The sequence below is a fragment of the Herpetosiphon gulosus genome, assembly GCF_039545135.1.
Classification (GTDB): domain Bacteria; phylum Chloroflexota; class Chloroflexia; order Chloroflexales; family Herpetosiphonaceae; genus Herpetosiphon; species Herpetosiphon gulosus.
On record NZ_BAABRU010000007.1, the window covers coordinates 92,612 to 108,621 of the forward strand.

Below are 16,010 nucleotides of genomic sequence, written 5' to 3' on the forward strand. Positions count from 1 at the left end.
ACATTCGTTAACAATCTCATTGACAAAAGCTTTGAGTGGACTATAATCAAAGCCTGTGTTCACCGCCGACATATCTGAATAGTGGCGGTTTTTTTATGCAAATGGAAACGGGTATGCGCTTTCAGCTACACCAATCCAACTTAACCAATGTCGTTTTACCGTATTGTTCCCAACAAGCACGGCACTCACCGCATTCTCCACCCCAAACCTAATTTCACTTCAACAATAATGCTCCAATAAATGCTTGTTTAAGCTGCTTAGTCGAGGTGTCGCAGCTTAAGGGTATTTTATTGCGACCTTAAATACAGAACATTTGTTCAATTTAATATGTGCTATTAACCCTCGTTTTGAGGAAACGCCAAGGAGTTTGTCCATGTTGACCCAATTGAAGCGGGTTTTAGTGGGGAATCCGTTGGAGACTGCCGCCCAATCGCATGAGCGCTTGGATAAAAAAACCGCGCTGGCAGTCTTCTCGTCCGATGCTTTGTCGTCAGTCGCCTATGCCACCGAAGAAATGTTAGTCCACCTTGTGCCAGCAGGCATCATTGCATTTAGCTCATCGCTGTGGCTGGGTATTGGCATCGCTGTTTTGCTCATGATTGTGACGATCTCCTATCGCCAAACGATCACAGCCTACCCCAGTGGTGGTGGCTCGTACATTGTAGCCTCGGATAATTTGGGAACGTTGGCGGGTTTGATCGCTGGCGGCGCATTGTTAATCGACTATATTCTGACCGTCGCCGTGTCAATCTCGTCGGGCGTATCGCAGTTGATCTCGCTGGTCGAGCCATTGCGTGATTATCGGATTGAAATTTGTGTTATTGGGATTGTGATTCTGACTCTGGCCAATTTGCGGGGGATTCGCGAATCGGGGGCGATTTTCTCGCTGCCCACCTACTTTTTTGTGACGATCATTTTGCTGACCCTCGGCTACGGCTTTTACAAACAATTTACAGGCAATATTCAGCCATTGGTGCTTTCGGATAACCTGATGGGGCCGCACGAACAAAGTTTCTCGCCATTTGGCACCGAAGCTATGACCGCATTTTTGCTGATGGGTGCGTTTGCTTCGGGCTGTTCGGCATTGACTGGGGTTGAAGCAATTTCGAATGGTGTGCCAGCGTTTCGCAAGCCCGAGCCACATAACGCCCGCGTCACCATGGTGTGGATGGCCGGTTTGCTGTTAGTCATGTTCGCTGGGATTACCTGGTTTGCCCACAAATATGGGGCACGCCCACAATTCAACGAAACCGTGATTTCGCAAATTGGGCGGGGGATTTGGGGTCGCACGACGGGCAGCGAAACAGGTTTCCCCAAAGTGATGCATGGTATGTTGCAAATCTCGACCGCTGCAATTTTGTTGGTTGCCGCCAATACGAGCTACGCCGATTTTCCCCGTTTGATGTCGTTGCTGGCCCGCGATGGCTTCTTGCCCCGCCAATTCTCATCATTGGGCGATCGTTTGGTCTTCTCGAATGGGATTCTCTTTCTGTCGGTGGCCGCAGCGCTGTTGGTGATTGGCTTTGATGGCTCGGTTACCAACTTGATTCCATTGTATGCGGTTGGCGTGTTCCTTTCATTTACGCTTTCACAATCGGGGATGGTCTTGCGCTGGTTGCGGCTCAAAACCAAGGGTTGGCAACTTAATTTAGTGGTGAATGCAGTTGGTGCAATTGCGACAGGCATCGTTTTGATCATCAATGGCACAACCAAATTCAAAGAAGGTGCATGGCTGGTTGTTATTTGTATTCCCATTCTCGTTTTGATTTTTACTGCGATCAATCGCCATTACAAAGGCGTAGCTAAACAACTTTCCTTGGAAGGGTTTAGCAAACCTGTACCCTTAGAAAATAATGTGATTGTGCTGGTATCATCATTGCATCGTGGCACAGTTAAAGCGCTTGAATATGCTAAATCGATTGCACCAGGTAAAGTTCGCGCTTTGTATATTGAATTTGAGCATGAACACGAAAAAACTGAACGTCTCCAAGAACGTTGGCAACAGTGGGAGCCAGATGTGCCCTTGGATATTGAAATATCTAAATATCGTTCATTATTACGCCCAGTCTTACGCTATGTTGATCGAATTGAAGCTGAGCGCAATGATGATATTCTAACCATTATCTTGCCTGAATTTATTCCGGCACGAATTTGGGAATATGCCTTACATAACCAAACTGCCTTCTTCTTGAAAGGTGCGTTGTTATTCCGACGCAATAAAATCGTAATTAGCGTGCCATATCATCTTGAACGCTAAAACTTAGCAACTCTTAATCAAAAAACGCCTGAACTGCCTGCGCAGTCGGGCGTTTTTTCTTGACAGGCAGTGATGGGCAACGTATGATTACCGCCGTCTAAACCGACACCCACCACAATCTTAGGAAGGTCAGAAGTGATGTATTTTGTGAGTCAAACCAAGCGCCGCCTAACAGCTGGTCTGTTTGGCGCTGTTGCGTTGGTGCTTGCCGCCTGTGGCAGTAGCAATCCGCCACTGACGGGGATTGTAACAGATAGCTATACCCAAAAGCCCGTTGCTGGAGTAACCATTCAAGTTGGCGAAGCAAGTGCTACCAGTGATGCTGACGGTAAATGGACAATTAATGAATGGGAAAATATCAATTCACTCTTAGTTCAAGCCAGCGACTATAGCTCAGCCACGCTTAGTTTGACCGATAAAACTCCAGTCGATGAGCAAACTCCGGTAGAAGTCAATCTGACGATTCGGCCCAACACGATCAGCGGGGTTGTGCTTGATCAATACTCACAACAGCCTGTGGCTGGCGTGACGGTCAAGGCTGGCACTAGCCAAGCCACCAGTGGTACCGATGGTCGCTATAAATTAACCGATGTTGCTGAAAAAGCCGAAGTGGTAATTGTGGCAACCGATTACACCAGCGCCACCGCTACCCTCGAAAAACAAACCAGCTATGATGTTTCGCTGCGCCCAACTAGCTTAACTGGGATTATTAGCGATAAATATAGCCAAAAACCAGTCAGTGGAGCCACGGTCAGCGTTGGTAGTGCCACCGCCCAAAGCGATGCCGAAGGCCGCTATACCGTGCGCAACATTGATTTGACTGCACCAGTTGTCTTCAGCGCTACCGATTACAGCAGCCAAACCTTAGATTTGCCGCAAGCCGCCTCGTTGGATGTGGTTTTGCGACCTTCGACGGTGCGTGGCTCAGTCGTCGATAGCGCGACAGGCAAGCCATTGAGCAAAGGCACGGTTATCGCCATGGTCAAGCCATTTGAAGGGGCCGACGAAACCTACCCCTACACTGGCACAGCCGTCACCATGGCACGGCTGAATTCCGATGGTAGCTATGAACTGACTGATGTGCCCGAAAATGCCCAAATTCAAGTGCTCTCACCTGGTTATCGCAAGGCTTGGACGGCGCTCAGCGAAGGCAAATTTACCGCCGATCTAGAAGCCGAAGAATTTATTGCCAAAGCAATTTATATTACCGCTGCCACTGGCTCATCGAAAGCTTCATTAAGCGAATTGTTTGATTTGGTTGATCAAACCGAAGTTAACGCTGTGGTGATCGATATCAAGCTGGATATTGCCGGCGATGTTGGTGGGGTTGGCTATCTCTCGCAGCATCCATTGGTTTTAGCCGCCGAAACCTCATCCGACTATTTGGATATGGAATGGATTGTGGCCGAAGCTCGCAAACGTAATATCTACTTAATTGGCCGGATGGCGGTGATGCGCGATAATCGTTTGGCCGATGCCCATCCCGAATGGGCTGCCCAAAGCAAAGTTACTGGCGGTGTTTGGGAAGATGACGGCGGCCTCAAGTGGCTTGATCCATTCAATCCCAACGTTACCGAGTATAATGTGGGCATTGCCAAAGAAATTGCCGCATTTGGCTTTGATGAAGTACAATTCGATTACATTCGCTTCCCATCGGATGGCAGCACCAGCAATTTGGTTTTCTCCAAGCCGATTGATCCCAAAAATAATCCGGAAGTGATGTACGAAGCGATTGGCAATGTGCTCAAACGCGCTCATGGCGATATCAATGGTTCAGGCGCATTCTTCTCAATCGATGTGTTTGGCTATGCCACCTGGCGTAATATGTGGGAAATTGGCCAAAGCCTTGAAATTATGGCCGATCACACCGATTATGTCTGTGCAATGGTCTATCCTTCACACTACGATCGTAATGAGTTGGGCTTCGATAACGCCGATGCCTATCCTTATGAGATCGTCAAGGATAGTATCGAAAAGGGCCAAAAACGCATGGAAGGCAAATATGCAGTCCAACGACCGTGGCTGCAAGCCTTTACCGCGACATGGCTCGACCCGGTAACCCAATATGGTCGCACCGAAGTTCGCGCCCAAATGCAAGCAGTTGCCGAAGTCGAAGGTACGTATGGTTGGATTCTCTGGAATGCTGCCAATTATTACGACCCCGACTGGCTCGATTAATTAACCTTCGCAAGTAGCAAAAATTAAGGGCTATGCTCCCTCACCCCCTACCCCTCTCCCACCAAATGGGAGAGGGGCTTGATCCAATATTCTCCCTCGCTTCGCGTGCGGGCTAGGGGGTGAGGGGATATATTTTGGTCAATCGAATGAACCATTATATCGATAGCCTATAGTCCTTAATTTCGTAGTCGTTATCGACGAGGTACCTATGCGCCGTAAGTTTTTCATGGCAGCAATTGGCTTATCGCTAGCATTCGGTGGCATAACTTGGCAAGCCCAAGCCCAAACCAACACCGCCAACAAGGTGCAAACTGCCACATTTGCCCAAAGCTCAGTCGCCGATTGGCAAGCTGGCACGCTCGAAGGCTTGTTGGTGACCAATAACAGCGATGGCGAGTTGCGGCTCGATCAAGCGGCCACCCAAGGTACTTTTACGTCGGTTGCCCACGAAGTGCCGTTCGTTTGGAATGCGGTTTCGGCTCATTGGAATTTCGAACTGCCAGTTGGCACGAGCCTAAGCCTCAAATTGCGTACCAGCGCCAATGGCACCGAATGGCGCGAATGGCAAACCTTAAATGTGGCCCAAATTTTGGCCGAGGGTGAGCAATTGCTTGGGCCAATTGGAGTTGAGACCGATTCACGCTGGTTGCAATATCAGGTTGATTTTGCCAGCAGCAATCAGCCAGCTGCACCAAGTTTACAGGCCATCGCATGGCGTTTTATTGACACCAGCAATGGCCCCAAACTCACCGATCAGCTTAATCGTGCTCCAGCCGCCTTTGGTGGCACAACTTTTACTCGCCCACCGCAAGTAATTAGCCGCAATAGCTGGGGCGCATTGCCTGGCATTCCCAATTTGCTGCCTTCACGCCCACGCCGAATCGAGTTAGTCAGTTTGCCCTTGAATAACCAAGCTGATCCGCCGACAATGTTGCGGGCCTTGCAAGCTGCTGCCCAAGCTGAGGGAGCCGCCGATCTGCCCTATCAATTTGTGATCGATCAGGCTGGCAATGTGTATGCTGGGCGCAACGGCTTTCCGGCCAGCAATGGCACCATTCGCTTGGCGCTACTTGGCGATTTAACCGATGCTGCCCGTACCGGCTTGGGCCAAATTATCGCTTGGATCAGCGAAGCCTATCGTTTACCCCAAACATTAACCGTCTTGGGCAGTTTGAATGTTGAGCAAGCTGAATCGATTCGGCGTACCGCCGACCAACTGACTGTGCGCAAACGATTGACCTTCGTGGAAAGCAACACCCGCGATTACAATGAGCGGATTATGCTGTTCAACCCAACCAATCAAATTGCCCGCACGATCGTGACCTTCTTGCCTGGTCAAACCAATGCCGTGCGTCGCGAATATGAAATTCAGCCTGGCCAACGAGTTAATATCATCGCCAACGAAATTTTCAGCGATACCTTTAATTTGCCAATTGAAGTCAGTTCCAATCAAGCGATTGTTGGTGATCGCACGATGTTATTTGCCAACGATGCCTTGGGCGAATCAGGAATTAGTCGTTGGAGCCGTACTTGGTATTTTGCTGAGGGCGATGGCTCGAACGATCGCAGTACCCTGTTGTGGCTCTACAATCCACAGCCCAGCGAAGTTGTAGCTAATTTGCTAATGATGCCAACCGATGGCATTACGACCACGCGCCAAGTGTTGCTGCCGCCCTTCACCCGCACCCAAGTTGATTTGAGCAGCAATTATCCCAAAGCGTTTGGTTTGCGCATCGCAGCGACTGCGCCGATTGCAGCCGAACGCACAATCTTGGTTGGCCCAACTAAAGGCGGCGGTTTCCTAACCCACGGTGCAGTTGCGCCATCGAATACCTGGTATTTTGCCGAAGGTGCAACCCTCGATCCCTTCGTTACAACCTTAGCCTTGCTCAACCCGAATCCGGTTTCGGCGGCAATTACCACCACCTTTATGACCGAGGAAGGTTCGACGTTCACGCGGCGTTATCAAGTGCCCGCCTTGGCGCGACTCGATGTCGATCTGCGTGAGATTGTGCCTTCACCCCAAGGCGTTGGGACGATGTTGACCGCAAGCCAGCCGATTGTGGCCGAACGCACCAGCTATTTCAATGGCGGCAATAGTGCCACCAATAGCTTGGGTGCTGCCGAGCCAGATTATGTTTGGCACTTTGCCGAAGGCCGAACCGCCGATCCTGCTACCGAATTCTTGCTGGTGCTGAATCCCAATCAACGTCCAGCCCAGGTTAAGGTAACGCTAGGCAAAGACGATGGCACAACCCAAGTCGTCGAGTATACGATTCCACGCACAGGCCGAATTTCGATTTTGCTTGATGCGATTGATCCGAATTTGCAATCGCATACAATCAGCGTTGAAGCCAATTTACCAGTTGTCGCCGAACGCACGATTTTGATTGACAATACCAGCGGCGGCGGCGGACATAGCGCCCTTGGTACGCCTGAACGTTAATCAGCAAACAAGCGGGTTGCAACTGCAATCCGCTTATCTATTTTAGAAAAAAACACTTATGCCAGAACTACCAGAAGTTGAAACCGTTCGTCGTTCGCTTGAGCAAGAACTCGTTGGGCGGCATTTTGTGGCATTGCGCAGCCTTGGCTGGCCCAAAATTGTCGATACGCATAGCCCTGAATTGTTTGCCGAAGCTATTGCCCAACGCCAAATTCAGCAAGTTCAGCGGCGGGCCAAATATCTGCTGATCGCGCTTGATAACCACGAAACCTTGATTGTGCATCTGCGCATGACTGGCCAAATGTTGGTTGTGGCTGCCGACGAACCTACCGATCGCCATACCCATGTGGTAGTAGCGTTGGATAATGGCCGCGAACTGCGCTTTCACGATCCACGCAAATTTGGTCGCTGGAGCCTCGTTGATCGCAGTGGCGTGGCGGCGCTTAATCAACGTTTAGGGCCAGAGCCGCTTGGCGACGATTTTACGTTGGATGATTTTGCTCAACGTTTAAGCCGCAAAGCCACCAAGATTAAACCAACCTTGCTTGATCAAAGCGTCTTGGCTGGAGTTGGCAATATTTATGCTGATGAGGCCTTGTGGTTAGCTAAAATTCACCCATTGCACCCCGCCAATAGCCTAAACGCCAGCGAAATTGCTGAGCTTTTCGCGGCGATTAAAATTGTGCTGAACAACTCAATTGAGCATCGTGGCACAACCTTGGTCAATTATCGCGATGCCTATGGCGCAAGCGGCGAAAACCAATATCACCTTGAAGCCTATGGTCGGACTGGCGAGCCATGTCGGCGCTGTGGCACACCAATCGAACGCATCGTCGTGGCCCAACGCTCAACCCATATTTGCCCAAGTTGCCAACATTAAAGAGCATAGAACATAGGGGAATTGGTATTTAACGCAGAGCTGATCCCTGAAGCCCAACTTCTATGTTCTATGTTCTATGTGTAATGGTTTATAGCGTCAACAACGGTCAGCATGCCCTCACGCATGAACCGTGTTGTTCTAGGCAAATCAAAGCCGTTCTTGGTTTATAGCGTCAACAACGGTCAGCATGCCCTCACCCCCAACCCCTCTCCCACTGCGGCGGGCGAGGGGAGCACTCCTGGAGCGGTTCCCCCTCGCCTCGCGTGCGGGAGAGGGGGTGAGGGGGTGAGGGGGTGAGGGCACGAGAATTGGTTGTTAATCCAATGAACCATTACATCTATGTTCTATGTTCTACTCTTCGCCCAACACAAAATGGCGAATGCCATAGGCCGCGCCATCGTCGCTGAGCGCAGGCAACACATGATTAGCCGCAGCTAAGGCAAACCGATCAGCATTGCCCATGGCCATGCCAAAGCCTGCCCAAGCCAACATCGAAGCATCATTCTCGCGATCACCAATTGCCGCAACTTCAGCTTGGGGAATGCCCAAATGTTCAGCAAGCACGGCTAAACCAACGCCTTTGGAGCTACCAATCGCCGCTGCCTCGCCAAAATGGTCGTGCGAACGAAAAATCTCCAAGCGCCCTTTCCAACGTGCACCCCATTCTTGCATCGTGCGTTCTAATTCAGTTGGGTCGGTGATCCAAACAAGTTTGGTCACGGGTTTGTGGCGCACAATTTCAACCAAGTTTGGGGCAATATTCACTGGAATATCGACCAGCGAGAAGCCCAAATATTCTTCAACCTCAGGGCTACGCTCAACAATCCACAGCTCATCATCGATATAGGCCTGAATATACAAGCCCTCAGCCAAGGACAATTCGACCACTTCGGCAGCCAAATCGGCGGGCAAAGGATTATCGTAGAGCACCGTACCATCGGCGGTTTGGACATGTGCGCCTTGGTAGGTAATCAATGGGGTGGTTATCTGCAACATATCGGCAAATGGCTGAGCGGTGCGAATCATGCGGCCAGTCGCAATTGTGACATGCACTCCAGCCGCTTGGGCATCAGCAATCGCGGCTCTGGTAGCGGCACTCGGTTCTAAACGCGAATCAAGCAAGGTTCCATCAAGATCAAGCGCCAACAAACGATAGTTCGGGGTCATGAACAATCCTCTAAAACGCAACAACGACGTGCGATTAGTATACCGCAGCGTCGTTGAGTCGATATCCTGTAATGCTCGTTAGTATAGCATCATCACTTAACTTCATCCTTCGGTGGCTCGATCACGATCATTGGTTGCAGACTTGGGTCAACATACACGATCGGCTGGCCTTGAAATAATTGCTCGGTTTCAACCGGCAACGGCGAACCTGCTCGATCCAAGCGCCCACGCAATTTGGCATTCAGCATATAAATCGTCAGCGCAATCATAATCAGATAGCCAACCACCAAAAATGTATTAATCCACGGATGCAATTCAACACTCAAAAGAAAGCCCAAGCCCAACAAGCATCCCCAACGGAATAAGCCAATCAAGCCGGCTTGCCAAGCAACACTGCGCACCACAGGTTGCTCGTCAAACAGCAACAGCAACGGCAGCAAGGCCAGCACAACGGAAACTGTGCCAAGCAAGCTATACAGCAAATCATTCGAATTGATCAACTGATAGCTAGCAATACTAATCAGGCTTTCTTCCCATGCCCATTCTAAGAACGCAGGATACAGCCCGATTAGCATAATCACCGTGATAATTGGCTCGATCAGGCTAATGCCCAATACATGCTGCATACGTCCAATTGAATTTTTAGCGCGAATCGACCACCAAATTGCCCCCGCCAGCGCCAGCCAAATTGCAAGATAAACTCCAATAAACATTCAATTCTCCCTCGTTATAAGCCTAGGCTACGCCACTTTGCGACATAGCACCTTCTAAAACATGCTGAAACGCATCCATATCGGCGTTCAAATTGCTCAGTCGTTCGGCAACTTCTTGCGAGGTTTGGGTAGCGCTGGCAGCTTCGGAAGCTCGTAAACGCACGGTTTCAGCCAAGACATTATCAAGGTTGGCCGCAATATTTTGCAATTGGGCCGTAATCCGATCATAGTAGGTTGCCAAGGCTTGGGCATTTTGCTGACGATCAATTAGGGCCGCCCGCGTTTCTTTCAATTGATCAACCGTATAGCTATCTTTGGTCATGGCGATACGTTGATCAAGGCTATCGATTTGGGGTTGCAAGCCATGCGGCTGCGAGGTTTGCAAATATTGCTCGATCAATTGGCCTTTATCGGCTAAACCATGAGCTTGCTGAAATAATTCATTGGCTTGATCAGCAATTGGCTGAAGCAGGCGTTGCAACGGGCCAGCAGTCACATTGGTTGAGCGCACAATCTCACGGCGGGTACGATCGATCGCCTCAAGGTGTGATTGAAAGGTAAGGCTAGTAATTTTGGCCAACTTTGGCGCTTCTTGCTTTTGCACTAAAATATTCGGATCATTCGCCAACATCCAGACCATCAGACCATAGGCGATAATCGCAACCACAATCAACCATGGATAAATCGTTAGCGCCATGACCACCCCGACTGCCAAAACAATCAAGGGCAGTGGTTTGGTAGCGGCAACTTGTAAAGGGTGGCGTGAGTTCATAATACGCGATCCATTCTCTAGAAAAATGTAGCAATTTCATGATAAACCTGACGAATTGTCGCCGGATCGCCAGTATATGATTTGGCTCCAGTGATTTCGGCAATTCGTTGCAAAACCTCTTGATTAGCATCAGAGCCATAGGCAATTGTGAAAATTTTAATCGATGTGCCAGCTTCATCTTGGCGAATTTGCTCATTCAATTGCTCTAAACTCAATGAGCTAGCAGTATCTTCACCGTCAGTCAACACCACCAAAGCTCGAATGCGCTGCTCTTCGGTGTGTTGCTGAATATCGGCATAGACTTCGCCAATGGTGCTATACAAGCGAGTTTCGCCATCGGCCACCAAGCCATCAATGCGGGTGTGCAAATCGGCACGTTTGGGACCAATCGGCGAGAGATCAGAAAGCTCAGTTGCATTGGTGCTAAAAACCGTTACTTGAACATTATCTTGATCAGCGAAGATATCGATAAAATCACCAAGCGCAGTTTTAGCTTCGCGCAAACGGTTTTCTTGGCGCATTGAGCCAGAAGTATCAATAATCAAGGCTACATCAACTTGTTTTTTGTGCTGCTGCCACAATTGGGTGATAGCCTGCAAAACTTCTGCCGAAGGCGTTGGCAAGGCAACTTGCAATTGGCTTGGGTCAACGCCATGCGCCGTATCAATCGGCGCAGCCAAACTAATATCAACATTGGCAGGCCGAAAACCATACTGCATAGCCTTGGCTTGTTGGGGCTGAGCCAGCAAAAAATCTTGCAATACTTGCGCCGCAGCCCGTTTGTCGGTATTCATGCGCTCGGTTTCAAGCACCACCAAAGGATGATCACTCCAAAATGAGCCTTCCTTGGGGTAAATCGCTACCATCGGCAACTCAAGGTTGGGATACAACGCTTGATCATAGGACTCGATGATTAGATTTTCATACAAAATTGCCGCCGATAGATATGAAGGGCCATGCTCATACATGGTTTTGGCAAAAAAGCCCGTGCTTGAGCCATAGTGAATGACTGATTGTTCGACAGCGTTGATCAAACTAGCGGTTTCGGGCTTATCCAAATCAGCGACGGTCAGATCGCTGGTTTTTTGATTGGCAGCGTAGGCCATCGCCACAATCGTGGCCAGCCCACTATTGGAGAACTCAGGGTGAGTGTGACCAAACTGAAATGCGCCCCACTCAGGATGGCCAAAATCGGCCCAAGTTTTGCCACTAGTCGCCAAATCGGCCAAATCAGCCCAGCCAATTTGCTGATCGGGGTAGCCCAAGGCTTGAGCCATTGGTTTCCACATGCCAATCACAACCGGGCTAAGCACCAACGAGGCTGGAGTTTGATCGCTAAATAATGCTTGACCCTTGGCCGCCTGCCAACGTTGATTAGCTAACGGTAAGGATAAACTGCTGGCTGGACTCCATAAATCGGCCTGTTGCGAACCATCAAGCAAGCCGTTGATTGTTTCGAGCGAGCCAACGGGCACTGTCTCAACCTGAATCCGTTGGCCACTGGCGGTTTTAGCTGAGCTAGCATTAAAATCGCTCACCACCGCATCAATCCAGAGTTGCTTTTCGCTGCCATAGAGCAAGCGCAACACCAGATCGTCACTGTTAGCTTGGCCTGATTGGCTTGGTTGAGTTAGGTTAGCGGCCTGACCACAAGCGCTCAAAAGTGTGAAGAGCAACAATAAGCGTAGTGCAAATCGAAAACGCATTGGTGATCCTCCTTGATTAGCGTTTAACACTGGTTGCTAGCGAGTTCCACAAATCCAGTACTGCCTTGATTGTGGCAGCATCTGGCTCAGCCGCCAAATTTGGAATGCTCATTTGCACTCCGGAACTTTGATATTTCACAAAGGGCGAATCGGCGGCATCGATTGTAATATCAGGATCGACTGGACGAAAGCCTTGTTGGACAGCCGTGGTTTGTTGCGGCTTGGCAAGCAGAAATTCGCGCAATAACCCAGCAGCTTCACGTTGATCGTCGCTGCTCCACGAAGCATCCAAAATTGCCAAAGGGTGGTCGCTATAGAGATTTTGCGGTGGATACACCAAGATTAATTTACCAAAACGGCCTTGAGCTTTAGGCAAATATTCGAGCGCGATACTTTCATACACGACGGCTGCGCCATAACTACTTGGCCCAACCTGCACCATTTTGAGCATCATCGAACCAGTGCTCTCGGCAAACAATTCAACATTTTTGGCATAGCCTTGGAGCCATTCCACAAATTTAGGATCATTAATATCTCCAGCGGTCAAGCCACTAGCCTTATTATGATAAGCATAGGCCATCAAAATCCAAGCTTGAAAACCGCTATTCGAAGTAGTGGGGCTAGTTTGGGCAAATAGAATTTTTTGATTGCGCTGTGGCAACAAAACCCCATCATGCAGTGCTTGCCAAAGCTGCGGATCTTGCGATTTCAACAAGTTAGCGGCAGGCGAACCTTCGTAGGCAGCCAGTACCAACGGCGAAATCAACAACGGTTGGGCATCAGTAGCCAAATTGGTTTTACCATCAATTTGCATCGCATTAATTTGGGTAATTTGTAAGGTACTGGCTGGGCTGATCGCGGTTGGTCGCAAACGTCCATCTTGCAACTGGATCACAATCTCTTGCGAGCCACGCGAAATTAACTCAACCTGAATCGGCTTGCCATCGACAGTCGGATTGGTTGCCAGCCAAGTATTGACCGATTGCTTGAGCCAAGCCTCTTTTTCACTGCTATAGACCACTTGCAGTTTTATTGCCTGGCTTGGGTCGGGCGTGCCAGGAACCCGGGTGGGCAAAATTGCCAAGGGCGCTGATGAAGCCAACCAACCTTGGCTCACCGCAACCACGACTAACACACAAATCAGAAAAAAGCCTGCTGCAACCACCCATGCCTTACGCATAACAACTCCGTTCTATCCAAAATCCAGAATGCTAAAATGTTATGGTTTTGTTAAGCAAAAATAGCATTTCAGCCCATTAGAATGGGCAATTTATCTACGCCACCAGTTTGGTTTGGTTACAGCAAGTCTAGTGCAAGTAGGGGCAAAAAGCTAGTCCGAAAATTATCTACATCAGCGTAAATCCAGCTGCTATTGGCAAAACTTGCCTATAGTTCCAGTGATCGTTGATTTATCCAGCAATCCCCATAAGCGCAATGTTACCTTCATCCCTCATCCTTCATCCTTCAGAATTTACCCGACTTGCTGGCCAATTGGACAGGTTTAGGCCTGTCTAGTTGCGCTGGCAATTGACCCTCCCTTGGCTGAGTTGAACTCACCCGTCAATCGCTATACTGCTGGGCAGATGGAGGTTGGCTATGAACAACGACGATTTTCGAGGCTGGTGTAGCAGTCTAGCCACAGTTTGGAACCAACATAATCTTGTAGCTTTACCCAAATTATTTAGCCCAGCAATTCGTTATCAAGAGCATCCCTTTGAGCCGGACTTGCATGGTTTGGCGGCGGTGATTGGCTATTGGCGCACAACCTTGGCCCAGCATGATCAAGTCGAATGTGTGATCACGCCTGTCGTCTTTGCAAATGGGCGCGGGGTTGCCGAATGGCGTACCAGTTTATATCACAACAATCAACAGCAAACCCAAACTCTAGCCGGAATCTTTATTGTAAATTTTGATGCCTACGGCCAAGCTACCGAACTTCGTGAATGGTGGTTGGCACAGGCAGTTGAGGAGCAACATTTATGCAACGCATTGGATTAATAACCGGAGCTTCGCGTGGTTTAGGTCTAGCCTTGGCCCAACAATTAGCCTTGGATGGCTGGCACGTAATTATTACTGGTCGTGGAGCAACCGCGCTTGAGCAGGCCCGCGCAGCCTTGGCAACTCGCACAAAAGTTCAAGCAATTGCTGGCGATATTGCCGACCCAGCCCATCGCCAAGCGTTAGCAGTTGCAGCCCAAGCATGGGGTGGCATCAATCTTTTGGTAAATAATGCCAGCATTTTGGGGCCAAGCCCCCAGCCAAATCTGCTGGCTTACCCACTTGAGGTTCTAGCCCAAGTTTATGCAATTAACGTATTTGCCCCATTGGCAGCAATTCAAGCCTTGGCAACCAGTTTCAAGCCCAGCATTCGCATTATCAACATCAGCAGCGATGCGGCAGTGCAAGCCTACGAGGGTTGGGGTGGCTATGGCTCAAGCAAAGCTGCGCTCGATCAATTGACCGCAATTTTAGCTGCCGAGCAACCAACATGGCGAGTGTATGCGCTTGATCCTGGCGATATGAATACCCAAATGCACCAAGAGGCTTTTCCTGGCGAGGATATTAGCGATCGGCCACCACCAGAAGCCAGTGTGCCAGCCATTCTGCGCTTGATTAACGACGATCTGCCAAGTGGGCGTTATCGGAAGTAACGAGGGGCCAGGGGTCAGAAGGCAGGGATCAGCGAGCAGAGCTAAAAAATAAGTCCTAACCATCTTTCGTATAGGCAATATGCTAAAAACAAGGGTTCAGAAGAAAACTAACCCCTAGCCCCTGACTCCTGATCCCTATTCATGAAAGTGACAAATAAATGCTTGCAACGATAGATTTTGAATTACCCGCCATGCTTGAGGCAGGCGAGCCACCCGAAGCCCGTGGCCTTGAGCGCGATCAAGTGCGCTTGATGGTTTCGCACAGTCGCTCGAATCAGATTGAGCATTATCGCTTTGATCAACTGCCAACGATTTTACAAGCAGGCGATGTGCTGGCAATTAATACCAGTGGCACGTTGAATGCCGCAATTCCGGCGACAGATGCTGCTGGCGAACGCTTAATTGTGCATCTTTCAACCCAGTTGTTAGCCGAGCTATGGCTGATCGAAGTTCGCCAGCCCTATGCCACAAGCAGTCAGCCTTATCGTGCGACGCTTGCTGGGAGCAGCCTGGATTTAAAGTCTGGTGGGCAGATTGATATTCATCGCGGTTATGCCAATAATGACGAAACTATTAGTCGCTTGTGGATTGCTAGTTTGCGCTTGCCCCAGCCATTACCGCACTATCTTGCCGAGCATGCCAAGCCAATTCATTATCAATATGTGGCGAATGATTGGCCTAACAGCTATTATCAAACGGTGTATGCAACCGAGCTTGGTAGCGCCGAAATGCCCTCGGCTGGGCGAGCATTCTCCGAGCGTTTGTTAACGCGTTTAGTAGCGCAAGGTATTCAAATTGCGCCATTGCTGTTGCATACGGGCGTTGCCAGCCTCGAAGATCACGAACCGCCCTATGCCGAGTGGTATAGTTTGCCAGCAACCAGCGCCGATCTGATTAATCGGGCGCGGGCAGATCGTCGTCGCGTGATCGCCGTCGGCACAACCAGCGTGCGAGCGATTGAAAGCACCGTTGATCAACGTGGATTGGTGCATCCTCAAACGGGCTGGACAGAGTTGGTGATTACGCCCGAACGCGGGTTGCATGCGGTTGATGGTATTTTAACTGGGTTGCATGAACCTAAAGCGACTCACTTGGCGATGCTCGCAGCCTTAGCGGGCTATCATCATCTGGAGCTATGCTATCGCGAAGCATTAGACCAGCACTATCTCTGGCATGAATTTGGCGATTTACACTTGATTTTGCCCTAAGCTAACTCATTCGTTGGGTTGATCAGCATTCA

Annotated in this window: 12 protein-coding genes; 7 read left to right on the forward strand and 5 right to left on the reverse strand. The window is 49.7% G+C overall.

Features of this window, described 5'->3' with window-relative positions; genetic code table 11:
- Positions 1-373 precede the first annotated feature (373 nt).
- The 4 genes from ABEB26_RS10870 (at position 374) to mutM (ending at position 7,761) form a co-directional block, all read left to right on the forward strand.
- Entirely contained in the window at positions 374-2,257 is a 1,884-nt protein-coding gene (locus ABEB26_RS10870; RefSeq protein WP_345722022.1) for an APC family permease, read from the forward strand.
- 138 nt (positions 2,258-2,395) lie between these two features.
- Positions 2,396-4,435: a putative glycoside hydrolase gene (locus ABEB26_RS10875; RefSeq protein WP_345722265.1), complete on the forward strand. Its 2,040-nt coding sequence runs from the start codon at positions 2,396-2,398 to the stop codon at positions 4,433-4,435.
- Between the two features lie 208 nt (positions 4,436-4,643).
- The gene (locus ABEB26_RS10880) at positions 4,644-6,881 is read left to right on the forward strand and encodes a DUF5719 family protein (protein ID WP_345722023.1); all 2,238 of its coding nucleotides are present in this window, start codon (positions 4,644-4,646) and stop codon (positions 6,879-6,881) included.
- Between the two features lie 58 nt (positions 6,882-6,939).
- On the forward strand, positions 6,940-7,761 hold the full coding sequence (mutM, locus tag ABEB26_RS10885; RefSeq protein WP_345722024.1) for a bifunctional DNA-formamidopyrimidine glycosylase/DNA-(apurinic or apyrimidinic site) lyase: 822 nt from the start codon (positions 6,940-6,942) through the stop codon (positions 7,759-7,761).
- Between the two features lie 351 nt (positions 7,762-8,112).
- Here the strand turns inward: mutM and ABEB26_RS10890 are convergent, their stop codons facing one another.
- The 5 genes from ABEB26_RS10890 to ABEB26_RS10910 all read right to left on the reverse strand — a co-directional run bounded on the left by ABEB26_RS10890 (position 8,113) and on the right by ABEB26_RS10910 (position 13,299).
- A complete protein-coding gene (locus tag ABEB26_RS10890) occupies positions 8,113-8,928 on the reverse strand; it encodes a Cof-type HAD-IIB family hydrolase (protein WP_345722025.1) in 816 nt (271 codons plus the stop codon).
- A gap of 92 nt (positions 8,929-9,020) precedes the next feature.
- Positions 9,021-9,641 (reverse strand): hypothetical protein, encoded by a 621-nt coding sequence (locus ABEB26_RS10895; RefSeq protein WP_345722026.1) that lies wholly within the window; start codon positions 9,639-9,641, stop codon positions 9,021-9,023.
- A gap of 22 nt (positions 9,642-9,663) precedes the next feature.
- Positions 9,664-10,413 (reverse strand): VirB3 family type IV secretion system protein, encoded by a 750-nt coding sequence (locus ABEB26_RS10900; RefSeq protein WP_345722027.1) that lies wholly within the window; start codon positions 10,411-10,413, stop codon positions 9,664-9,666.
- A 17-nt stretch (positions 10,414-10,430) separates the two neighbouring features.
- Positions 10,431-12,119, reverse strand: coding sequence for a VWA domain-containing protein (locus tag ABEB26_RS10905; RefSeq protein WP_345722028.1), 1,689 nt, complete (start codon positions 12,117-12,119; stop codon positions 10,431-10,433).
- Positions 12,120-12,135: 16 nt separating this feature from the next.
- Positions 12,136-13,299: a substrate-binding domain-containing protein gene (locus ABEB26_RS10910; protein WP_345722029.1), complete on the reverse strand. Its 1,164-nt coding sequence runs from the start codon at positions 13,297-13,299 to the stop codon at positions 12,136-12,138.
- Between the two features lie 416 nt (positions 13,300-13,715).
- On the opposite strand from ABEB26_RS10910, the gene ABEB26_RS10915 reads away from it, so the two are divergent.
- The 3 genes from ABEB26_RS10915 to ABEB26_RS10925 all read left to right on the forward strand — a co-directional run bounded on the left by ABEB26_RS10915 (position 13,716) and on the right by ABEB26_RS10925 (position 15,978).
- On the forward strand, positions 13,716-14,117 hold the full coding sequence (locus tag ABEB26_RS10915) for a nuclear transport factor 2 family protein (protein WP_345722030.1): 402 nt from the start codon (positions 13,716-13,718) through the stop codon (positions 14,115-14,117).
- A complete protein-coding gene (locus ABEB26_RS10920; RefSeq protein ID WP_345722031.1) occupies positions 14,099-14,770 on the forward strand; it encodes an SDR family NAD(P)-dependent oxidoreductase in 672 nt (223 codons plus the stop codon). The genes ABEB26_RS10915 and ABEB26_RS10920 overlap by 19 nt, the downstream gene beginning before the upstream one ends.
- A gap of 158 nt (positions 14,771-14,928) precedes the next feature.
- On the forward strand, positions 14,929-15,978 hold the full coding sequence (locus ABEB26_RS10925) for an S-adenosylmethionine:tRNA ribosyltransferase-isomerase (RefSeq protein ID WP_345722032.1): 1,050 nt from the start codon (positions 14,929-14,931) through the stop codon (positions 15,976-15,978).
- Positions 15,979-16,010 lie beyond the last annotated feature (32 nt).